A 22,833-nucleotide genomic window follows, 5' to 3' on the forward strand; every position below is an offset into this window, starting at 1 on the left:
ATAACAATTGCAATATATTATAATAGAATTCTCATCTATTAATATTATCTATTTAACAATTACTGATTGTGATGTTATCATAACAAGTAAAAGGCAATAAAAGATGTGATATGAATAAGGGTATTGGGGGAATGTGTGAATGATTAAGGGAATATGTGGTTTTTGTGGCGGAAACTGTGGAATTGAACTACTGGTAAAGGACAATAAAATAATTGAAGTTAAGGGAGATAAAAACCATCCCATAAGTAAAGGATTTATCTGTCCAAAGGGAAAGGCCTTACCTGAAATAGTTCATTCTAAAGATAGATTATCCAAGCCAATGAAAAAAGATGAAAACGGTAATTGGATAGAGATAGACTATAAAGATGCTATTGATATTATAACTAGAAAATTAAAATCATTAAAAGATGAATTTGGAGCAGAAGTCTTATCAATGCATACGGGTGAAGCAGGAGTGAGAAGACAGTTTCCAGAGTATGTAAAAAGGTTTTGTCAGTGTTATGGAACACCTAACTACTCAGCAGCAGGAAGTCATTGTCACCTATCAAAACAAATGGCAAACATGGTGACTATGGGAATGCTACCAAGTGCTGATTATAAGAACAGTAAATGTATAGTTTTATGGGGTTATAATCCAGCTAATGCTCATCCATATATGATGATGGATATAAATGAAGCTGTTAGAAAAGGAGCTAAATTAATAGTCGTAGATCCTAATAGAATACAAACTGCTAAAAGAGCAGATATTCATTTAAAACTTAGACCTGGAACAGATGGAGCATTAGCCCTAGGACTTATTTATGTAATTATTAAGGAAAATAACTATGATAGAAAATTTGTAGAAAACTGGACTATAGGTTTTGACAAATTAGTGGATTTAGTTAAAGATTATACACCGGAGTATGTTGAAGGAATTACAAATATTCCTGCTGAAACTATTGTAGAAACAGCTAGAATGTTTGCAAAGAATAAACCAGCAAATATTTCTCCCGGAATAGCAATAGAGCTATTGACAAATGGATTTCAAACCGCAAGAGCAATTTCAATACTTCAAGCAATAACAGGAAATATTGATTTAGTTGGTGGAGCTATGATGAATTCACCTGCACCTTTATCTCCAATAAAGTGGGAAAACCCTAGATATAATAAGAAACCTATAGGAAGTACTGAGTTTCCTTTATTTTATGAAACCTTTGATGCAGCCCAAGCCAATATTATTAGTGATGTCATACTTGAAGGTAAGCCTTACCCATTAAAAGCTATGATAGTAATAGGAAGCAATCCAATACTGACATGGCCAAATGCTAATAAGTTAAAAAAGGCTTTAAAGTCCCTTGACTTATTAGTTGTAATGGACAACTTTATGACAGAGACGGCAAAACTTGCGGACTTAATTATTCCTGGGAGTTTCTTTGTGGAAAGATATGAAATATGGAATAAAAGGGGCATGTTGAATGAGGGTATCTTAGGCCTGTCATCTAAAATAATTGATAATGAATATGGCACTTCAGAATGGAAGTTTATTAGCGATATAGCAAAAGCCATGGGATACGAGGAAGAATTTCCTTGGAATACAGAAGAGGAGGCTATTGATTATAGGTTTAAAAAACTTGGACTAAGTTTTGAAGAAATATCTGAAATGTATTATGGATATAAATATGAGGATTTTAAAGAAAAGAAATACGAAGAAAAAAGATTTGATACACCTACAGGTAAAGTAGAAATATACTCAAAAAATTTAGAAGAATTAGGCTATGATCCTCTGCCTATATACTATGAACCACTAGAAAGTCCAATGTCTACTAAGGATTTAGCTAAGGAGTATCCTTTTGTACTTTCTACAGGAGCTAGATATTTAGAATATTACCACTCAAGATATAGAAATATAAAATCCATTAAGGACTATAAAAATGAGATCGAGCCAACAGTTAAAGTTCATCCTGAGGCAGCAGAAAAAGAAGGTATTAAGAATGGGGATATGGTGAAAGTTGAAAGTTTAAGAGGAAGCATAAAATTAAGGGCAGAAATAACAGATAATATACTTCCTACAACAGTTCTCATACCTCATGGTTGGAATAATGCAAATGCAAATGAGTTAACAGACAATGAGAAGCTAGATCCTATAAGCGGATTCCCACCGGGTAGGGCATTGTTAGTTAAAGTAAAGAAAATATTCAATTTAGATACTATTGATAAAGGATTAGGAGAGTGAATTTCCAAAGGAGAAAATCAATATTGACCAGGGTGTGCATTAAAAAACCTCACAATTGTGAGGTTTTTTAATGTGCGCCCAGCATGGGCGATAACTTGACGGAAAATAAAATAATTATTTTCCTTCTACTATATTTATTCGTTAATTGTAACTTCGTATTCTTTTTTTAATTCATCAACTCTATTAAGATATGTTTCTTGTTGTTTCATAGCCATTAATTGTTGGCTTAATTGACTTTTAACTTCATCGAAGGCTTTTATAGACTCCTCTTTCTTATCAACTACTTTAATAATGTGATAACCAAATTGAGTTTTAACAGGAGCGCTAACTTCTCCAGCTTTCATATTAAATGCAGCAGCTTCAAACTCAGGAACCATTCTTCCCTTTGTAAAGTATCCTAAATCTCCACCTTGAGCATTAGATGGGCAGTTAGAATATTTTGTAGCAGCTTCTTCAAATGCTAATCCGTCAATAATTTCCTTAGCAATTTCTTCAGCTTTTGCTTCATCCTCAACAAGAATGTGGCTTGCTTTTACACTTTCAGGCTCTTTAAACATATCTTTATGTTCGTTATAATAGTTTAAAAGGTCCCCTTCACTTACTTTAATATCTTTTAATAGGTTATGAATTGCAAATTGCTTCAAAATATTATCTTGCATTCTTTTCGCTTCTTGGATATAAATTTCATCTTTATCGAGTCCACTTTTAACTGCATCTAAGTAAAATAGTTCTTGGCTAACTAACTCTTGTAGTAATTGTTTTCTACCTTCTTCAGAGTTAAATTGCATTGCTCTTTGAGGATCTAAGCTATTTAAAAGCAGGTTAAAGTCTTGCTCTGTTACTTCTCTACCACCAACAGTGGCTAATACCTTTTTATTATCCATTAGTAGACGCTCCTTTATTAGTTTATCTTTATTCTTACCCATAATAACAAAAAAAGTAAAGTATGTCCAATAAACATAGTATATGGGACTTTTAAAGAATTAATAGAAGCATTTTATTTATTTTTCAATCTCTCATCTGCAAGCTCTACAAATTTTTCAATATCCTTTTTAATTAAATCCAAAGAGCTTCTCCAAAAATCAACTGATGTAACATCTATATCCATAACTTTACCCACATCTACAATGTTGTTTTTACCAGTTGCCTCTAGTAGATTATTGTACTCATTAACAAAGGATTCACCACGTTTTAAATACTCGGAGTAAAGTCCCTTTGAAAATAATAGTCCAAAAGCATAGGGGAAGTTGTAAAAATGGCGTTCTGGCATATAATAGTGAGACTTGTTTATCCACATAGAGTCATGTAGTACATTATGATCTAATCCATTTCCATAGGCTTCTTTTTGTGCGCTTATCATTATTTCTTTCAGCTCATTAACTGAAAGGGAACTATCTTCACGGCGTTTAAATACTTCAGATTCAAATAAGAAACGACTATATATATCCACTATTACCTGCCCTGCGTCAGAAATAGAGGTTTCTAATATTGCAAATGCTTCTTCTGCTGTGGCAGTTTTTAATGCCCCATTTATAATAATAGTTTCAGCAAATATAGATGCAGTTTCTGCAAGTGGCATTGGGTAACGACTGTTCAATAGACTTGCGTTTTTCAGGCAGTGCCCATGATAACCATGACCTAACTCGTGAGCTAATGTAGTCATATTACTGAAACTACCATCAAAGTTAGCTAAAATTCTACTTTCTTTAATAGGGTGTAAATTAGAGCAGAAGGCGCCACCTCTTTTACCAATTCGTGGCTCTGCATCTATCCAGTTTTTATCAAAGGCTTTTTGTGCAAAATCCCCGAGCTCTTTGCTAAAGGTATTAAAATTATCCACGATATACTTCTGTGCTTCTTCATATGTAAACTCCATACCTACATTTCCAATTGGTGCAAACATATCATAGAAAGGTAGTCCATTACTATGTCCTAATAGCTCTCCTTTTTTACGATAATATTGGTGAAAGAATGGTAGGCTTTCCTTCATAGCAGTTAGCATTGCATCTAAGGTTTCTCTATTCATCCTAGATGTAATAACCGCTTGCTCTAGAGGAGATGCAAAGCCACGTTTTTGTGAGATCGTAATTGATTCACCCTTAATACCATTTAATGCAGCTGCTGAGCTTTCTTCAATTTTTAAATAGGATTTTAATTCTGCTTCGTAGGCTGTTTTTCTTGTAGTGGCATCAGCACTATAGGCCATGTTTCTAACCACAGGTAGAGGAAGCTGTTTCTCTTCTCCATCTATTGTAATATCTACAAGTAGGGTAGAGGATAATAATTGTTGTAATTTAGTCCACGCCTTTGCTCCTGTTTGGCTCATTTTAGAAATTAATATTTCTTCCTTTTCGCTCAGAAGATACTGATTATTTAGCATAATATCCTCTAAGTAGAATTGATGTTCCTTTAAAAGAGGAGAAGACTGTATTATTTCTTCAATATTTTCTATATTACCAAGCCATTTTTCAAATTGAACAGTTGCTTCTGCTAAATTTGAAGCCTTACTTTGAAGTTGATCTGCTATTTTAAGAGCAGTTTCATTTTTGGCATCTACACTAGATATAAGCACAGAATAGCTTATTAATCTAATATATATGCTACCAAACTCTTGTTGCTTTTTAACATAGTTTTCTATTTTTTCTTTTGCTCCTTCAGTACTTTGTAACTCCTTTTTTACCCAAATAATTAATTCTTGAATATATTCGTTACACTTATCCATATCATTTCTAAATTCTGTTGATTCAAAGGATGTGTAAAGCTCATTTAAACTCCAACGCATAATAATCCCCCTTTTGATTTGAATAAAATATTTGGAAAATTCGGCTATTATCATAATACACTTTATTCATTTCGAATTCAATATATTTCGATAGTCTAATATATTTTATTTCAAATTTTATGTTTAAAATATCTATAACTTTATAATATACTTAGAAATTATTAGAAATATACAAAAAATAATCTACCTATTGACTAAATAAGCAAAATGGTGCATAATGTTTAAATAAGTGCAAAGTGAATAATTAAAGGTAGAGGCGCAATCTTTAATAGTACTATTGTGGAGGTAAGCACGATGATACGATAGGAAAGGAAAGATTGCCGAAGTATATGGTTTAAGCTAAAGGGCCATATAACTGGTCTTGCATATAATATATGTAAGATTGTCACAAATAACCTATTTGTGGGGAGCTATCATTCAAACTAAAACATAAAATAGACATAATTTATTATTGTCTATGTTTGAAAAGTCTTGAGTGAAAAAAGCTTAAGGCTTTTTGTTTTGTTGAAGAGTTCTCCCTCCTAACCGTTTAGTCACTACACAAAATTAAGGAGGAGAAGAAAATGAAAAGGAAAAATCTTATCGCAATTACCACTCTAGTTTTTACTTTATTACTATCTATTACTGCTTTTGCAGAACCAACTGTAGCAGAAACAAATGCTGCTAGGTTTGGTGTTTGGACAATTATTCCCCCACTGATTGCTATTATATTAGCATTCATTACAAAAAATGTTATCTTATCATTATTTATTGGTGTATTCTCGGGAACGTTTTTATTACAATTGAATGGTTTTAATGTAGGACCAGCATTTGTTAATGGGTTTTTAGATATTATTAACAGGGTTATAGAATCACTATCAGATCCATGGAATGCAGGTGTTATTCTTCAATGTTTAACTATTGGTGGACTAATAGCTTTAGTTAGTAAAATGGGAGGAGCAAAAGCTATTGCCGAAAGCTTAGCTAAAAAGGCGAAGTCTCCTACTAGTGCTCAGATTATTACCTGGTTAATGGGGCTTTTAGTATTCTTTGATGACTATGCAAACTCATTAATCGTCGGACCGATTATGAGACCTATTACTGATAAAATGAAGATTTCAAGAGAAAAATTAGCTTTTGTCGTTGATGCTACAGCAGCACCTATTGCAGGTATTGCTTTAATATCTACATGGATAGGACTTGAAATAAGTTTAATAAGGGATGGATATTTATCTATTGGTCAAGAGGTTAATGCTTATGGTATATTTATTTCTACTATTCCTTACAGATTCTATAATATATTAATGCTATTATTCGTAGTTATTACAGCTGTTTTGGTAAAAGAATTTGGTCCAATGCTTAAGGCTGAAAGAAGAGCAAGAACTACTGGAAAAGTAATGGCTGACAGCTCTCAAGTTGCAGCATTTTCTGAGGATAAATCCTTAGAGCCTAAAGAAGGAATTAAATTAAGCATTTGGAATGCTATTATTCCTATAGGTACTTTAATAGTTTTTGCATTTGTAGGTTTTTATTTTGATGGATATAAAGCTATAATGGGTGGAGAAGATGCAGCTCTTATTGAACTATTAAAAAGTTCTCCATTATCATTTGCATCTATTAGAGAAACATTTGGTAACTCTGATGCTAGTATCGTTTTATTTCAGGCAGCATTACTTGCAAGTATTGTAGCTGTTATAATGGCTGCTGGACAAAAAATTCTTACTGTCTCAGAAGCACTTGAAGTTTGGGTAGAGGGTATGAAATCTTTAGTAATTACAGGGGTTATTCTACTATTAGCTTGGTCATTAAGTAGTGTTGTTAAAGAACTTGGGACAGCAGCATTTTTAGTATCTACACTATCAAATACTATTCCAAAGTTTTTACTACCTTCTATTATTTTTATATTAGGTTCAATTATTTCATTTGCAACAGGAACTTCATATGGAACAATGGGAATATTAATGCCATTAGCTATTCCATTGGCTCATGCTATATCACCAGATGCAACCTTTATTGTGATTAGCGTTGGAGCAGTACTGACAGGATCTATTTTTGGAGATCATTGCTCTCCAATATCAGATTCAACTATTTTATCCTCTATGGGTAGTGGTTGCGATCATATTGATCACGTAAAAACTCAGCTTTTGTATTCTCTTACTGTAGGCGCAATTACAATAGTATTTGGATATATCCCAGCAGGATTAGGATTACCAATTTTTATAGTGCTACCAGTAGCTATGGTCGCGGTATGGGCTACTGTATACTTCTTTGGTGAATCTCCTGAAGTACCAGAAGAAGTTAAAGCTGCATAGAAACATAGGATACTACAGATTATAAAATAACAATTAAAAATAGAGGCTACCTTCTAGAAAAGAGGTAGCCTCTATTTGTAAAGATCTCCAGTATTTCTAGTATTATTAACCTATTGAAAAACTGGAGGATGTAAACATTTTGAGTACTTGAAAATTAATATAATTTTAAGTGCGACATGAAGCTTTACTATGAAAGCAACAGCAGAATTTTAAGCTTTTTTTAAGATTTTAACTATCATTTGTTAAGGACTTTTAGCTATAATATAGTTAGCATAGAGTAGAAGGAAGGGTTACTTATGGCAAAGGAAAAAATACTTGTTGTAGATGACGAGAAGGAAATAAGGGATCTAATAGAGATTTACCTAAAAAATGAGGGCTTTGATGTTATTAAAGCATCTGATGGTATAGAAGCCTTAGACATACTAGAAAAAGAAAAAGTTCATCTTATTATACTAGATATTATGATGCCTAAAATGGATGGTATAAAGGCTTGTATGAAGATTAGAGAAGAAAACAATGTGCCTATTATAATGCTTTCTGCAAAGGCAGAAGATATGGATAAAATATTTGGGTTAACTACTGGTGCAGATGACTATATAACAAAACCATTTAATCCATTGGAGTTAATTGCACGGGCTAAATCTCAAATTAGAAGATATACAAAGCTTAATAGTATAGCTACAACTACAGGCGAGGAAATAGAAATTGACGATTTAGTAATTAATGTATCTACTCATGAAGTTAAAATAAATGGTAAGGATGTTAAACTCACACCTAGAGAATTCGATATATTAGAACTATTAGCTAGAAATAGAGGTATGGTTTTTAGTATGGAGAAGATCTATGAAAAGGTTTGGAAGGAGGATTTTTTTGACTCCACTAACACTGTAATGGTACATGTAAGAAAAATTAGGGAGAAGATCGAAGAAAATCCCAGAAGTCCTCGATATATAAAAACTGTATGGGGGGTAGGATATAAAATTGAAAGTTAAGCCTAAAAAACCTAGATTTAGATTACTTCGTAAAATGTTTTCGCCAGTTAGAAAGCTATGTACTACTCTAGACAATGTTATCTCATTAGTAAGGGAGCGAGTTGGAAAGAGTGTACGTATGCAATTAATGGCTACTTTTATAGTTTGTCTTCTAAGTGCAATGGTGGTAGCATCTGCAACTGATAGCTATTTATCTAAGCTGAATAGAGATCCTGTTGTAGACTATTCAAATGGAGCAGAATCTATAGATTACTATGCTAGAAACATTGTACAAGACTTAACTGACTATATACAGGCTAGGTACGACGATAAGCATGAAATAATATGGGAAGAAGAGTATGGTAGAATAGAATTGGAAGAATATATTAAACATGTACTGAATAGATGGAATGGGAAAACAAAGGCTCTTATAGTTGATATGGACGGAAATGTCCTTTATCGTTCTGAAAATGCTACAGAAAATCAGGTAGATCTTCATAATACTATTCGTAATGCCATGAATACCCGTATTGATTCTTATAGGCTTCATGAGAGAGCAGAGTTTAGTAGCTTTTACCCTATTACCATAAATGATATAAGGGCATATGTAATTGTTAGTGGTATGCCTGAGGCAAGTATTACCTATCATGAAGGAGGAGGAGGATTTGTTCCTGTAATCCTAGGAGTTGCTACCTTTATATTGCTTTTTTACTTCGCAACACAGCAAAAGATGAAATATATTGAAGAACTAGCATCTGGACTTTTAGAAATTTCAAAGGGTAACTTAGACCATAGAATAGTCGGAAAAAGTGACGATGAGCTAGGGTCTTTAGCTAATAATATTAACTTTATGGCAGAGGAGTTAAAAAATAAAATAGAAGAGGAAAGAAGGGCAGAAGTGCTTAAAAATGAACTAATTACCAATGTTTCTCATGATTTAAGAACTCCCCTTACTTCCATTATGGGCTATTTAAATCTGTTGAAGGACAGAAAATATGAGACTGTGGATGAAGCTAAGCAATATTTAGATATTGCTTATGGAAAATCTGAAAAGCTAAAGGTTCTAATAGAGGACTTATTTGAATATACAAAGGTTACAAACCAAGGAATACAATTATCTCTAGAGAAGGTATATTTAAACGAACTTATAGATCAATTAACTGAAGAGTTAGTTCCCATTTTAGAAGAAAAACAATTAGTGTTTAAAAAGGAATTTTCAAAAGAGAAAGCTATAGTGTTTGCTGATACAGATAAAATGGTGAGAATATTTGAAAATCTTTTGACAAATGCAATTAGATACAGCAAAGAACAGGCAGAAATATTAATAAAAACTACAGTAGGAGAAAAGCATATTACAGTATGCATAGAAAACAAGGGAGAACCTATTAGCCGTGAAGATTTAGATCGTATATTTGATAGGTTTTTCAAGGTTGAAAAATCAAGAACATCTAATTCAGCAGGGTCTGGATTGGGATTAGCTATCTCTAAAAACTTAATAACACTTCATGGGGGAAGAATTTGGGCAGATTGTAAAGAGGACACAATACAATTTTTTGTTGAGTTAAATAAATTTTCTTAAAATCACAAATAATACTATTGACATTATAAATGTAATAATATACAATGTAATGAATAAATTTAATATAAACCTTTTAAAGACAATGAGGAAAAGAGTAAGCATGAGGAAGTAGTTTTAGCGAGTTGGTGACAGTGGAAGACCAATACGAAGCCTATGTTGAAGAACATTTCTGAGTTCCTAACCGAAATCTTGATGATAGTAGGCTTAGGCGGAGCCAAACCGTTATAGATTGGAAAGTATCGAAATCGTAGTTTGATAGCACTAGACGACTTTTGAACACTTGAAATTTTTTACCGAAGGCTAAAATTTTAGGTGAGACAGGAATCGAGGCTATAGAAACAGACGACTTTTTCCGTACTGATTTAAGAGAGCCGTTTGGCTAATTAAGGTGGTACCACGGAAGTTAAGTCTTTCGTCCTTATTTTTATAGGGATGAAGGGCTTTTTTTATTTTCTAAAAATATATTTTTAAAATTGCATCGGCCGTGCAAAAAACTAAAACTGGAGGTAAAACCATGAAAAATATAAAAGAAAGATTAATAATACCAGTAGGATATAAAACTAGTTTAAATATTAAAGAAACAGAAATAGCTATTAAAAAACTGAAGGATTTTTTCGAAACAGAACTATCTAAAGTTTTAAGATTAACTAGGGTTTCTGCGCCGCTATTTCTTTGCCCACAAACAGGAATGAACGATAACTTAAGTGGTGTGGAAAGGCCAGTATCCTTCGACATTAAAGATATGGAAGGACAGTATGTAGAGATAGTGCATTCTTTAGCCAAGTGGAAACGCATGGCACTACATCGGTATAAATTTGAGACTGGAGAAGGTTTATATACGGATATGGATGCTATTAGGAGGGATGAAGAATTAGATAATATTCATTCTATTTATGTGGATCAATGGGACTGGGAAAAGATTATTGACAAAGAACATAGAAACGAAACTACACTGAAAGAAATAGTTGAAGATATTTATGGTGTTTTTAAAAGCACTGAAGACTATGTACACAATCTATATCCTGAGTTAGATCATGTATTACCAGAAAAGATTACCTTCATTACATCTCAAGAATTAGAAGATATATATCCTAATTTATCATCTAAAGATAGAGAGAATGCAATAGCTAAAGAAAAAGGCGCAGTGTTTATTATGAAAATAGGAGGAAAGCTAAGATCAGGTGAAAGGCATGACGGTAGGGCGCCAGACTATGATGACTGGGAGTTAAACGGAGATATTATATTTTGGTATCCTACGCTAGATATGGCTTTAGAACTTTCATCAATGGGTATAAGGGTAGATGAGGAAAGTTTAGAAAAACAATTAAAGATAGCAGGTTGTGAGGAAAGAAGTAGCTTTGATTTTCATAGATTAGTTTTAGATAAAAAACTTCCGTATACAGTCGGTGGTGGAATAGGTCAATCTAGAATATGTATGTTTTTCTTAAAAAAAGCTCATATCGGAGAAGTGCAAGCAACTATATGGCCTAAGGAAATGATCGATACTTGTGAAGAATATAATATAGGGCTGCTTTAGTCTAAATACAGCAACAAAACTTTGCAGAGTATTATGAATATGGTATAATGTGAAAATAACAATAATTAGATATACGAAATAAATAGTATATCTTAATAGTAGAGGGAGAGTTATGCCTATGATAAAACTTTTTGCGAAGTATTACCGAAATCATTTACCATTGTTTTATTTAGATTTTGCATGTGCATTTTTAATGGCAGGATTAGACCTGGTTTTTCCTAATGTTGTTAGAAAAATGATAGATGATATTATACCTGCAAGGAATCTTTCCTTAATTATATGGGCAGGAGTAGGGTTGCTAATTTTATATGTTGTTAGGGCAGTTTTACAGTATATAGTTGATTATTGGGGACATGTTATGGGTACAAGGATTGAATATGATATGAGAAAAGATTTATTTAATCATATACACAAACTATCCTTTAGTTATTTTGATAATACAAAAACAGGTCATATTATGTCTCGTATAGTAAATGACTTAAATGAAATTTCAGAGTTAGCCCATCATGGACCAGAAGACCTCTTTATTGCCACAGTTACATTGTTAGGTTCATTTATTATTCTACTAAACCTTCATTGGCCTTTAGCTCTAATTACTTTTTCTGTAGTACCTATGATGTTAGGATTTGCTATTTTTAAAAATAAAAGAATGCAGTTCGCTTTTAGAGAAATGCGTTTAAAAATTGCAAATGTTAATGCTCAGGTAGAAGATAGTGTTTCGGGAGCAAGAGTAGTTAAATCTTTTACTAATGAGTGGTACGAAGAGCAAAAATTTGAGAAGGGGAACATGAACTTTAGAAAATCTAGAGAAAGTGCATTTAAAGTAATGGCTGGCTTCTTCTCTGGTGTAACCTTTTTTTCCAATTTGATTAATTTAGTTGTAATAGTGTTCGGCGGTATATTTGTATATTATGAACAAATGACACCTGGAACTTTAGTGGGATTTTTACTATATGTTTCTATGTTTTTACAACCAATTCGAAGACTTACAACATTAATAGAAAACTATCAGAATGGTATGTCTGGGTTTGCTCGATTTGTAGAAACTTTAAACTTAGAGCCTGATATTAAAGATGATCCAAAAGCTGTGGATATTGATAGAGTAAATGGAGAAATTATATTTGATAATGTCACCTTTAGTTATAATAATAAAGAAAATGTATTAGATAGTATAAGCCTATCAATTAAACCAGGAGAAACCATTGCTTTTGTAGGTCCATCTGGAGGTGGGAAAACCACACTATGTAGTCTAATACCAAGGTTCTATGAAGTGGATAAGGGTAGTGTTAAGGTTGATGGTATAGATATTAAAACAATTACACAGAGGTCACTAAGAGAAAATATAGGTATTGTTCAGCAAGATGTATTTCTATTTTCCGGCACAGTAAGAGATAATATTGCCTATGGACAAATAGGTGCAACAGATGAACAGGTTATAGATGCGGCTAAGAAAGCTAATGCTCATGAATTTATTATGGCACTTGAAAATGGTTACGACACTTATATTGGCGAAAGAGGAGTTAAGCTATCGGGAGGACAAAAACAGAGGCTTTCTATTGCTAGAATATTTTTGAAGAACCCTCCAATTCTAATATTAGATGAAGCTACATCTGCTTTAGATAATGAAACAGAAAAGGTTATTCAAGAATCTTTATTCGACCTAGCAGAAAATAGAACAACCTTAGTAATTGCTCACCGCTTAGCTACTATTAGAAATGCAGATAGAATTGTAGTTTTAACTGATGAAGGTATTGCAGAAGAAGGAACACATAAGAATTTATTGGAAAAAGACGCAATTTACGCAAACCTATATAAGACACAGTTTGATGGATTTATGTAATTACCCCCCTATTGGGGGTTTTGTTTTTTAACAATATGAAATTAGAACTATAGCCCTATTGTATGTGAAATAAATATATAAAATATTTTGAAGTAAAATAGAGGAGTATATCAAAATATGTCGAATAGATGTCTTGTATGCATTTATATATTACATAGGGAGAAGATGGATATATATGTGGATTGAAAAAAAGCTAATAGATGGTTTGAAAAATGAATTAAAGTTATCTGAAGATAAGCTAGAGATAGTAACATTTGGCTATAGATTACTTATATATAGTATTTTAGGCTATTCTTTTATAGTTTTAGTAGCCCTATTATTTGGAACATTAGGTGCCACATTAACTGCGGCTATAACAGCTTCTGTATTTAGAATTTTTTCAGGTGGTGCTCATGCCAGCACCCAAAAAAGATGCACAATTATAGGGGCTATAATTTTTAATTTAATTGGACTTATAGCTACTATTTGTTATAATAGCATATCTTTGTACTTAATAAATTTGCTCTCTTGGATTACTGCCATAGTTGCTTTAATTACTTTTATTTTATATGCTCCAGCTGACACTCCAGGTAAGCCAATTACTACTAAAGTCCAAAGGGATGAATTAAAAAAAATGTCTATTGCACTTTTAGTTATTTGGATTGTATTAAGTAAATTTGTTTTTAAAGGGGAAACAAATATATACAAACTATATTTTTTATCCAGCACATTAGGTTTAGCATGGCAGAGTGTAAGCTTATGGCCCTCTACTTATCGATGGAACATATTCAAGTGAAAGTATTAAGGAGGAATAAAAATGAAGAGAAAATTAATGGGATTAATAGTAACACTTTTAAGTTTTTTTGCTTTAGCTAATGTAGCTTCTGCAAGTACTGTTTTGAGCTATCAGCCAGAACTTCCAAAGTCTTTAAAAAAATAAGTACAAAATAAGTAAAAATAAGGCCTAGCAAATAATCATTACATCGAGGAGGAAGCCATATGCGATACTTAACACATTTTGTACATGCATTTTTAATGTTTGTTGCCCCTTTAAAATTTTTAAATTATAAGCCGACTATTAAACAAAGATCCTTATTTACATTAATTTATGGCTTAGCGATAATTTTTTCAAGGAGAATATATGATTTTCTTCCATTGACCTTTGGAGCGCATACTATATTACTGGTTCCTATAAGCATAGTATTATTTAAAAAGATATTAAAGGATTTTAGTTGGTCAAAATCCATATATACAGCTTTAATTCTTTTTATAGCTTTATTAATAAATGATGCACTTATATTGTTGCCTAGCATGAAATTATTTGATTTAACTGTTCTAAAAATAGAAACTAATAGTTTTTTAGCATTTTTAATAACAATGCTATTATCAAACTTTACTTTGATTTTAGTATATATTGTTGGATATTTAAAAAATAAAAAAGACAAACAAATTTCTTTAAATAGCTAAAAAACAACTTCAGCCCTTAACAGAGGTTGAAGTTGTTTTTATAACACATATGAAATTATGTACTTTTTAAAATTGGCAATAAGTCATAATTTCCGTAATAAGTTTAAATAAAATCTACATTGAGAATCTTTGAGAAAGATTTTGTTCTATTTTATTTAAGTAAATGGCATAATAAAATTCAATACTCAAGACCTATTGTGTATAAAAAGTAAGCGGAATATTTTTAGGGAAAATAAAGGGATATATCAAGATGCGTCGAATGTACTGTTGTTAGCTAGTATCAGTTTTGGATTATAATAAGTTAAAAAAAAGACAAGTATACACTTTCTAGAATAGTAGGTGAATAAATATTGAAGACTAAAATATTTAGGTTAAGTTTAAATGATAAAAAAGATAATGTTAAAATGTTATTTTTGGCCCAGATTTTTGTTATAATTGCAACCATGGTTTATTTTAGTTTAGCTAAATGGAACATGATAGAGGATCAGTACCATCCTATTGCTGGAGACAGGGTATTAATGTCCTTGCTTATATTATGTGGAGTTGTTGGAATTGGATCAATGTACTTATTTAATGAAGTAGTAAAGTTAATTGAGAAGGAAAAGGATTATGAATTACAGAGAATTAAAATTGTACAAATGCAGGAATTTAACGATTTGTTAAGGGCTCAAAAACATGATTTTTCCAACAATCTTCAAGTAATATGGGGAATGCTAAGTCTTGGAAAAGCTGAGAAAGCGAAGGCCTATTTAGAAAATTATACAAATATGTTAAAAATAGATGAAGAGGAACTAGAAGAAATTAATCAAATAAATAATACTTATCTATATACCTTGTTTTTAAACAAGTGCTATATGTGTAAAGATATGGAGATAGATATTCACTATAGTATAGATCCAAATATTTGTCTAGATAGATTTAATCCAATTGACCTTATTAGAATATTTGGCAACTTAATTGATAACGCTATTTATGCTGTAAAGGAGTTAGAAAAACAATATAGAGAGATTTTAGTAGATATATATTGTGATGACAATAATTACTTTTTTAGTGTTTGTAATAAAGGCTCTGTAATACCTAATGATATAAAGAATAAAATATTTAAACAAGGATTCACTACTAAAGGAAACAATGGGAGTGGTATGGGGTTATATAATGTTAATCAATTAATAAATAAGTATAGAGGAAAGGTTTGGGTTGAAAGTAACGAGCATAGTGGAACCCAATTTGTTGTAAATATACCTAAATAAGATGGGAAATAATGTATACACTGTAGGCGTCATATTAGACTATATTTTCTCAAAATTCATTAAAATATAAACTTTTCTAAAAAAGTATCATTATTAATTAGCTAAATTACAATGTTTGACATAGTATTAAACAAAATTTTTAACAATTCTAAAAAGTTGCTCTATAAATTTGCAATTTTTTTTTATATAATAGTATTGTATACAAGACACAAAATTTTGTCTTTTATAGATAATAATTTTAAATATATATTAAGGGGGAATAAAAATGGCAAGAAAAATGAAAACCATGGATGGTAATGCTGCAGCTGCCCATGTTGCTTATGCTTTTACAGATGTAGCCGCTATCTATCCTATTACACCATCTTCAAACATGGCAGAAAACGTTGATGAATGGAGTGCTAATGGACAAAAAAACATTTTTGGACAAACAGTTCAAGTAACCGAGATGCAATCTGAGGCAGGAGCCGCAGGAGCAGTTCACGGTTCATTATCAGCAGGTGCTTTAACTACAACATTTACAGCATCTCAAGGTTTATTATTAATGATTCCTAATATGTATAAAATTGCAGGAGAATTATTACCAGGAGTATTCCATGTAAGTGCTCGTGCTATTGCTGGACATGCACTTTCAATATTTGGTGATCACTCTGACGTAATGGCTGCAAGACAAACGGGATGTGCTATGCTTGCTTCTGGTAGTGTTCAAGAAGTTATGGACTTAGCAGGAGTAGCTCATTTAACTGCTATTAAAGGAAGAGTACCATTTATTAATTTCTTTGATGGTTTCAGAACTTCTCACGAAATGCAAAAAATTGAAGTATTAGAATATGATGAGCTTGCAAATCTTGTAGATTGGGAAGCTGTTAAGGCTTTCAGAAATAGAGGACTAAATCCAGAGCATCCATATTTAAAAGGAACAGCTCAAAACCCAGATATTTTCTTCCAAGCTAAGGAAGCTGCTAATACATATTACGCTGCTATTCCTGACCTTGTAAATGATTACATGAAGGAAATAACTAAATTAACAGGTAGACACTATGCTCCATTTACTTACTATGGTGCAGAAGATGCAGAAAATATTATTATTGCAATGGGTTCTGTAACAGAAACAACTGAAGAAGTAGTAGACCACCTAAATGCAAAGGGAGAAAAAGTAGGTCTTATAAAAGTACATCTTTATAGACCTTTCTCAGAAAAATATTTCTTTGATGTTCTTCCAAAAACAGTGAAGAGAATAGCTGTACTTGATAGAACTAAAGAGCCAGGTGCATTAGGCGAGCCATTATACCAAGATATTAGAACATTATTCTTCGATAAAGAAAATGCTCCTCTAATAATAGGCGGAAGATATGGTCTTGGATCTAAGGATACAATTCCAGCTCAAGTTAAAGCTGTATTTACTAACCTTAAATCAGAAAAACCTAAAAATGGATTCACTATTGGTATAGTAGATGATGTTACAAACACATCTCTACCTGTAGAAGAAGACGTTGTAACTGCTCCAGAAGGAACAATTAGATGTAAGTTCTGGGGATTAGGATCTGACGGAACAGTAGGTGCAAATAAGAGTGCTATCCAAATCATTGGAGATAATACAGACATGTACGCACAAGCATATTTTGCATATGACTCCAAAAAATCTGGTGGTGTTACAATTTCCCACTTGCGTTTTGGTAACCAGCCTATTAAATCTACCTATTTAATTGACCAAGCAGACTTTATTGCCTGCCATAACCAAGGATATGTATACCAATACGATCTAGTAAAAGGACTTAAAAAGGGTGGAATATTCCTACTTAACTGTATCTGGTCACCAGAAGAGTTAGAAGAAAGACTACCTGCATCAATTAAAAAATATATTGCAGATAACAACATTAATTTCTATACATTAAATGCAACTAAAATTGCATCTGAAATTGGACTAGGTGGAAGAATTAATATGATTATGCAATCTGCATTCTTTAAGTTATCACAGGTTATTCCAGTGGAAGATGCTATTAAGTACTTAAAGGAAGCTGTTGTAGATTCTTACGGATTAAAAGGTGAGAAAATAGTTAATATGAATAACGAGGCTATCGAGCGTGGTGTAGATGCATTAGTTAAGATTGATGTACCTGCTAGTTGGGGTAGTGTAGTTGAAGAAGCTGCTGCTACAGTTGCTCAAGATGAGCCAGATTTTATCAAGAACATCTTAAGACCAATGACAGCACAGCAAGGTGACGATCTTCCAGTAAGTGCTTTTGTTGATATGGCTGACGGAGTATTCCCAATGGGAACTACAAAATTTGAAAAGCGTGGTATTGCTGTTAATGTACCAGAGTGGTATAGCGATAAGTGTATCCAATGTAACCAATGTTCATTTGTATGTCCACATGCAGCTATTAGACCGTTTTTATTAGATGAAGAAGAGGCTAAAAATGCTCCGGAAGGATTCAACACAATAAAAGCAATGGGTAAAGAATTTGAAGGATTACAATATAAAATTCAAGTAAGTGCATTAGATTGTACAGGTTGTGGAAACTGTGTTGACATTTGTCCTGCAAAAGAAAAGGCTATAGCAATGATGCCTCTTGAGCCACAAGTAGAAGCGCAAAGAGAAAACTGGGAATATGCTATGACTGTAACAGATAAATCCCACTTAACAAATAAATTTACATTTAAAGGTAGCCAATTTGCTAAGCCTCTATTTGAGTTCTCAGGAGCTTGTGCAGGTTGTGGTGAAACTCCTTACATTAAGCTAGCTACCCAATTATTTGGAGATAGAATGATAATTGCCAATGCTACAGGTTGTTCTTCAATCTATGGTGGTAGTGCCCCATCTGTTCCGTACTGCACAAATGCAGAAGGACAAGGTCCTGCTTGGGCTAACTCATTATTTGAAGATAATGCTGAGTACGGATACGGTATGTTCTTAGCTGTTAAGCAAATGAGGAATAGATTAACAGACTTAATGACACAAGCATTAGAGCTTAATATTGCTGACGAATTAAAGGATGCTTTCAAAGCTTGGTTAGAAGGAAAAGATAATGCCGATGCATCTAAGAAGGCTACTTATGATATGCTATCATTACTTGATGCAGCTAAAGGTAATGCTGTAATCGATGAAATAATCGAGAAGAAAGACTTCTTAGTTAAAAAATCTCAATGGATCTTCGGTGGAGATGGTTGGGCTTATGACATCGGATTTGGTGGATTAGACCACGTAATAGCTTCTGGAGAAGATGTAAATATTCTTGTTGTAGATACAGAGGTTTATTCAAACACAGGAGGACAATCTTCAAAATCATCTCCAACAGCTGCTATTGCTAAGTTTGCATCTGCTGGTAAGAGAACTAAGAAGAAAGACCTTGGTATGATAGCAATGAGCTATGGATATGTTTATGTAGCGCAAGTATCTGTAGGAGCTGATAAAAATCAATTAATGAAGGCTATGAAAGAAGCAGAAGCATATAATGGACCATCTATTATCATTGCTTACTCACCATGTATTGCTCATGGTATTAAAGCAGGAATGGGCAAAACTCAAGAGCAAGGTAAGAAAGCTGTTGAGGCTGGATACTGGCATCTATACAGATTCAACCCAGAGTTAAAAGAGCAAGGACAAAATCCATTTACACTAGATTCTAAAGAGCCTACAGCATCATTTAAAGACTTCTTATTAAGTGAAGTACGTTACGATTCATTAGTTAAGACATTCCCAGAAGTAGCAGACATGCTATTCGAGAAGTCTCAAAAAGAAGCTAATGAAAGATATGAAACATACAAACGTTTAGCTGGAAAATAATATAAACGATAGAAGCGGGGCTTATGCCCCGTTTCTTTTTGCTAATAGTTAGCATATAATGGGTAATAATAATGAAATAATATACAGATCGAAATTGGTTATATGTTGTTTCTAGATTAGTATTTAGGGGGATTATGAATGAATGTACTTCAAGTTATTACTATACTGTATACAATAATAAATATAATTATTGGTGTAGATGTATTATTAGACAATCGTGATCCTTCTAGTACGATCGCATGGCTTATGGTTTTATTCATTTTACCAGGAGTAGGAATTTTTCTATACTTATATATTGGACGGAATCATCGTAAACAGAAAACCTTCATTAAAAAAAGAAGAGAAGATTATATTATTTTAGACCATCTATTAAATGAGCAATTAGTATCTACAAACTATGGAGAGCTATTTAAAAGAACTTTTAATGATACTAGAGGAAAGGTTATTCCGCTTCTATTAAATAATACCCGTTCTCCAATTACGGTAAATAATAAGGTGAAGGTACTACAGAATGGTGAGGTAACTTTTTCAGAAATGTTAGCCTCTATTAATAACGCAAAAGAGCATATTCACATGGAGTATTTTATTATAAAAGATAGCCATATAGGTAGAAAGTTTCAGCAAGCCTTAATAAAAAAGGCACAGGAAGGACTTGAGGTGCGTCTCATATATGATGCTGTTGGTAGCTGGAGGTTGAAAAAGAGTTTTCTTAAACCATTAAAAGATGCAGGAGTACAGATGGAAGCATTTTTACCTGTAACATTACCTTTGTTTGGAAGTAGACTAAACTATAGAAATCATAGAAAGATACTAGTTGTAGATGGTAAAGTAGGATTTGTCGGTGGGATTAATATAGGGGATGAATATTTAGGAAAAAATAAAAATATGGGATTTTGGAGAGATACCCATCTAAAACTTCAAGGGGAAGCTGTATATGTACTCCAAGGAATATTTTTAGCAGATTGGTACTTTGTTTCTAAGCAAACTATAGATAATTTAAAGTATTTTCCATCTCAAGGATATTGTGGAGAAAAAATTGTGCAAATTGCATCTAGTGGTCCAGATTCCTATTGGGCATCTATCCACCAAGCATATTTTTCTGCTATTAATAGTGCAAGAGATAGACTATATATTACAACTCCGTATCTTGTTCCAGATGAAGGTATTTTACTTGCATTAAAAACAGCTGCATTAAGAGGAGTAGATGTTAGATTACTTCTTCCGATTAAACCAGATCACAAAACTGTATTCTGGGCATCTAAGTCCCATTTTATTGAGTTGCTAGAGGCGGGGGTAAAAATTTATCAATATGGTAAAGGTTTTGTTCATGGGAAGGTATTTATTGTAGACAATAACTTTACTTCTATAGGTACAGCAAATTTAGATATACGAAGCTTCAATCTGAATTTTGAAGTAAATGCTTTTATTTATGATAAGGAAGTAAATTATAAAATAGCTAGAGATTTTATAGAGGACTTAAGAGTTAGTAAGGAAGTTCTATTAGACGAATATGAAAAAAGACCATTTATACACAAGGTTAAAGAGTCTATAGCTAGAGTTTTTTCACCTATACTATAGCAAAAAATCTAGGGGCTAGTATAAAGTTACCCCTAGACTTTTTATTATATTATATTGCAAGAAGAAGCTATTCTACTACGATTTCTTGGCTGCTTTCCCATAGACCGTGGATATTGCAGTAGCTTTGAGCATAAATAGTACCAGATTTATTTAATTTTACACTAGTGCATCCTACAGGTTCTGTAAAGTTTTCTCCCTCTCCATGAGCTGTAAATGTGAAGTTAGCAAGCTCCACTGGGAATTTTGCACCTTCTGCATGGAAATATACTTTAAACCAAGATATATAGTGTTCCAATGTATTTGGATGACCTATTGCATCACCTACAGATACCTTTAATTCAAAAGTTTCTCCTGCCTTTACTTTTTCAGGAGCATGTATTACTGGAACATGTTTTTCGCCTTTCCAATCTCCGCTTTGTAAAAATTGACCTAATGTTTTCATTAAAATCATCCTTCCTTATATGTTATGTATCTAAGTTTAATCGCTATAACCTCAGTTATATATATAACCATTATTTTAGTTTTATAACAATTTTATTCATAAAATATAAAAGAAATAATTATTTAGCTAATTTTTAGTTTTAGAGTAGATGCCACTTTCTTTAATTAAAAAAGTGGCATCTATGATTATTCTTATTAAATTTTATAATATATTTATATATGTTTTTAAGCAGAAATTTTTTGCACTTGCTTAATAGCATTTTGTATTTGTGGAATAAGGCTAATAATAGCACAAATTAATGTATCTGTTCCAATAACTAATCCGTTTACAATAAGTGAGTAAAGCAATGGATTCATTCCTTCTGGTGCATAGGAACCGAAGAAGATAACACCGGATAGGAAGCTCATAAAAAACTTACCAAAACCTCCAATAAGACAAGATATGGCAATGTTTTTACGATATAATCCAGCTAGTCCTAAGGCTCCATAGGCTAAAGGATAGTCTAGAAAAAATTGTGCCCAATGAATAATATACGGGTCTTGAATTAGTTTAATCATACCAAAGGCAAATCCAGCCAATATACCCGCAGTAGGACCAAACATAATAGCAAATATAAACATAGGTAACATGCTAGCTGGTGTTATACTACCACCTTGTGAGAAACGATATAGACGTATATAGGAAAGAACAAAAGATAGAGCTATACATAAACTGCCATATACTATTACCTGAGTATAATTAGATTTTTGAGACTCTTTTTTTCTTCTAAAAGCAAAGGCTACAGAAATTAATACTAAGGAAGCTAAAATGATGATGGTTATAGGCTTGAGTTGTAGTAATTTTTCAAACATAATAATACATCCTTTCTTTTGTATCTATCACTGTGTGGATATAAAAAAACGTGAAAAGAAAGCCTTTTCACGTTAATGTACATAGAATCCGCTTTCCTACGCAGGTTTTAACCTACAGGTTCTAAGGGTCGGAATACTCCTCTCAGCACATGGCACCCCCAGCGATAAATATTTTTTCTTTTATTATAACACAATTTCAGAAATAAGTCTTAGATATTTATTTAGAGGCAGGATAATTTTGTAAAAGTAGTACTTTAGACCTATATATAT

16 protein-coding genes, 2 riboswitches and 1 other annotated feature are annotated in these 22,833 nt (G+C 32.5%); of the genes, 12 read left to right on the forward strand and 4 right to left on the reverse strand.

The features are described from left to right. Nucleotides 1–139: 139 nt before the first annotated feature. Nucleotides 140–2,212 carry a molybdopterin-containing oxidoreductase family protein gene (locus tag HYG84_RS06695; RefSeq protein ID WP_212381471.1) on the forward strand — a complete coding sequence of 691 codons (2,073 nt, stop codon included), beginning with the start codon at nucleotides 140–142 and terminating at the stop codon, nucleotides 2,210–2,212. Nucleotides 2,213–2,346: 134 nt separating this feature from the next. Here the strand turns inward: HYG84_RS06695 and HYG84_RS06700 are convergent, their stop codons facing one another. Further along, complete coding sequence (locus HYG84_RS06700) at nucleotides 2,347–3,096, reverse strand: peptidylprolyl isomerase (RefSeq protein ID WP_212381472.1); 750 nt, start codon at nucleotides 3,094–3,096, stop codon at nucleotides 2,347–2,349. 113 nt (nucleotides 3,097–3,209) lie between these two features. Continuing rightward, complete coding sequence (locus HYG84_RS06705; protein ID WP_212381473.1) at nucleotides 3,210–4,994, reverse strand: M3 family oligoendopeptidase; 1,785 nt, start codon at nucleotides 4,992–4,994, stop codon at nucleotides 3,210–3,212. A 243-nt stretch (nucleotides 4,995–5,237) separates the two neighbouring features. Beyond that, nucleotides 5,238–5,415: riboswitch (Lysine riboswitch) on the forward strand. Nucleotides 5,416–5,557: 142 nt separating this feature from the next. Between HYG84_RS06705 and HYG84_RS06710 the strand changes: the two genes are divergently transcribed. The 11 genes from HYG84_RS06710 (at nucleotide 5,558) to cls (ending at nucleotide 21,270) form a co-directional block, all read left to right on the forward strand. After that, entirely contained in the window at nucleotides 5,558–7,285 is a 1,728-nt protein-coding gene (locus HYG84_RS06710) for a Na+/H+ antiporter NhaC family protein (RefSeq protein ID WP_212381477.1), read from the forward strand. Nucleotides 7,286–7,581: 296 nt separating this feature from the next. Beyond that, nucleotides 7,582–8,277, forward strand: coding sequence for a response regulator transcription factor (locus HYG84_RS06715; protein WP_212381479.1), 696 nt, complete (start codon nucleotides 7,582–7,584; stop codon nucleotides 8,275–8,277). After that, the gene (locus tag HYG84_RS06720) at nucleotides 8,267–9,835 is read left to right on the forward strand and encodes a sensor histidine kinase (RefSeq protein WP_212381482.1); all 1,569 of its coding nucleotides are present in this window, start codon (nucleotides 8,267–8,269) and stop codon (nucleotides 9,833–9,835) included. Before HYG84_RS06715 ends, HYG84_RS06720 begins: the two co-directional genes overlap by 11 nt. A gap of 73 nt (nucleotides 9,836–9,908) precedes the next feature. After that, nucleotides 9,909–10,258: a binding site (T-box leader), on the forward strand. 91 nt (nucleotides 10,259–10,349) lie between these two features. Further along, a complete protein-coding gene (gene asnA, locus HYG84_RS06725) occupies nucleotides 10,350–11,372 on the forward strand; it encodes an aspartate--ammonia ligase (RefSeq protein ID WP_212381484.1) in 1,023 nt (340 codons plus the stop codon). A gap of 118 nt (nucleotides 11,373–11,490) precedes the next feature. After that, nucleotides 11,491–13,212 (forward strand): ABC transporter ATP-binding protein, encoded by a 1,722-nt coding sequence (locus HYG84_RS06730; protein WP_212381486.1) that lies wholly within the window; start codon nucleotides 11,491–11,493, stop codon nucleotides 13,210–13,212. 175 nt (nucleotides 13,213–13,387) lie between these two features. Next, entirely contained in the window at nucleotides 13,388–13,987 is a 600-nt protein-coding gene (locus tag HYG84_RS06735; RefSeq protein WP_212381488.1) for an accessory gene regulator ArgB-like protein, read from the forward strand. A 21-nt stretch (nucleotides 13,988–14,008) separates the two neighbouring features. After that, on the forward strand, nucleotides 14,009–14,131 hold the full coding sequence (locus HYG84_RS06740; protein ID WP_212381490.1) for a cyclic lactone autoinducer peptide: 123 nt from the start codon (nucleotides 14,009–14,011) through the stop codon (nucleotides 14,129–14,131). Between the two features lie 59 nt (nucleotides 14,132–14,190). Continuing rightward, a complete protein-coding gene (locus HYG84_RS06745; RefSeq protein WP_212381492.1) occupies nucleotides 14,191–14,658 on the forward strand; it encodes a hypothetical protein in 468 nt (155 codons plus the stop codon). A gap of 350 nt (nucleotides 14,659–15,008) precedes the next feature. Then, nucleotides 15,009–15,908 (forward strand): sensor histidine kinase, encoded by a 900-nt coding sequence (locus tag HYG84_RS06750; RefSeq protein ID WP_212381494.1) that lies wholly within the window; start codon nucleotides 15,009–15,011, stop codon nucleotides 15,906–15,908. A gap of 265 nt (nucleotides 15,909–16,173) precedes the next feature. Continuing rightward, nucleotides 16,174–19,692, forward strand: a complete 3,519-nt coding sequence (gene nifJ / locus HYG84_RS06755; protein ID WP_212381496.1) for a pyruvate:ferredoxin (flavodoxin) oxidoreductase — start codon at nucleotides 16,174–16,176, stop codon at nucleotides 19,690–19,692. A gap of 138 nt (nucleotides 19,693–19,830) precedes the next feature. Further along, a complete protein-coding gene (cls, locus tag HYG84_RS06760; RefSeq protein ID WP_212381498.1) occupies nucleotides 19,831–21,270 on the forward strand; it encodes a cardiolipin synthase in 1,440 nt (479 codons plus the stop codon). A gap of 67 nt (nucleotides 21,271–21,337) precedes the next feature. Here cls and HYG84_RS06765 read toward each other — a convergent pair whose 3' ends face one another. Beyond that, nucleotides 21,338–21,712: a class II SORL domain-containing protein gene (locus HYG84_RS06765; RefSeq protein WP_212381500.1), complete on the reverse strand. Its 375-nt coding sequence runs from the start codon at nucleotides 21,710–21,712 to the stop codon at nucleotides 21,338–21,340. 224 nt (nucleotides 21,713–21,936) lie between these two features. Further along, nucleotides 21,937–22,563 (reverse strand): energy-coupled thiamine transporter ThiT, encoded by a 627-nt coding sequence (gene thiT / locus HYG84_RS06770; protein ID WP_212381502.1) that lies wholly within the window; start codon nucleotides 22,561–22,563, stop codon nucleotides 21,937–21,939. Between the two features lie 76 nt (nucleotides 22,564–22,639). Further along, a riboswitch (TPP riboswitch) is annotated at nucleotides 22,640–22,733 on the reverse strand. Nucleotides 22,734–22,833: the final 100 nt, after the last annotated feature.

The sequence above is a fragment of the Alkaliphilus sp. B6464 genome (assembly GCF_018141165.1).
Taxonomy (GTDB): domain Bacteria; phylum Bacillota; class Clostridia; order Peptostreptococcales; family Natronincolaceae; genus Alkaliphilus_B.

What these genes read in the sequence shown, in the direction of transcription:
- HYG84_RS06695 (WP_212381471.1), top strand. Translation starts at nt 140, where the DNA reads ATGATTAAGGGAATATGTGGTTTTTGTGGCGGAAACTGTGGAATTGAA.
- HYG84_RS06700 (WP_212381472.1), bottom strand. Translation starts at nt 3,096, where the DNA reads ATGGATAATAAAAAGGTATTAGCCACTGTTGGTGGTAGAGAAGTAACA.
- HYG84_RS06705 (WP_212381473.1), bottom strand. Translation starts at nt 4,994, where the DNA reads ATGCGTTGGAGTTTAAATGAGCTTTACACATCCTTTGAATCAACAGAA.
- HYG84_RS06710 (WP_212381477.1), top strand. Translation starts at nt 5,558, where the DNA reads ATGAAAAGGAAAAATCTTATCGCAATTACCACTCTAGTTTTTACTTTA.
- HYG84_RS06715 (WP_212381479.1), top strand. Translation starts at nt 7,582, where the DNA reads ATGGCAAAGGAAAAAATACTTGTTGTAGATGACGAGAAGGAAATAAGG.
- asnA (WP_212381484.1), top strand. Translation starts at nt 10,350, where the DNA reads ATGAAAAATATAAAAGAAAGATTAATAATACCAGTAGGATATAAAACT.
- HYG84_RS06730 (WP_212381486.1), top strand. Translation starts at nt 11,491, where the DNA reads ATGATAAAACTTTTTGCGAAGTATTACCGAAATCATTTACCATTGTTT.
- HYG84_RS06735 (WP_212381488.1), top strand. Translation starts at nt 13,388, where the DNA reads ATGTGGATTGAAAAAAAGCTAATAGATGGTTTGAAAAATGAATTAAAG.
- HYG84_RS06740 (WP_212381490.1), top strand. Translation starts at nt 14,009, where the DNA reads ATGAAGAGAAAATTAATGGGATTAATAGTAACACTTTTAAGTTTTTTT.
- HYG84_RS06745 (WP_212381492.1), top strand. Translation starts at nt 14,191, where the DNA reads ATGCGATACTTAACACATTTTGTACATGCATTTTTAATGTTTGTTGCC.
- nifJ (WP_212381496.1), top strand. Translation starts at nt 16,174, where the DNA reads ATGGCAAGAAAAATGAAAACCATGGATGGTAATGCTGCAGCTGCCCAT.
- cls (WP_212381498.1), top strand. Translation starts at nt 19,831, where the DNA reads ATGAATGTACTTCAAGTTATTACTATACTGTATACAATAATAAATATA.
- HYG84_RS06765 (WP_212381500.1), bottom strand. Translation starts at nt 21,712, where the DNA reads ATGAAAACATTAGGTCAATTTTTACAAAGCGGAGATTGGAAAGGCGAA.
- thiT (WP_212381502.1), bottom strand. Translation starts at nt 22,563, where the DNA reads ATGTTTGAAAAATTACTACAACTCAAGCCTATAACCATCATCATTTTA.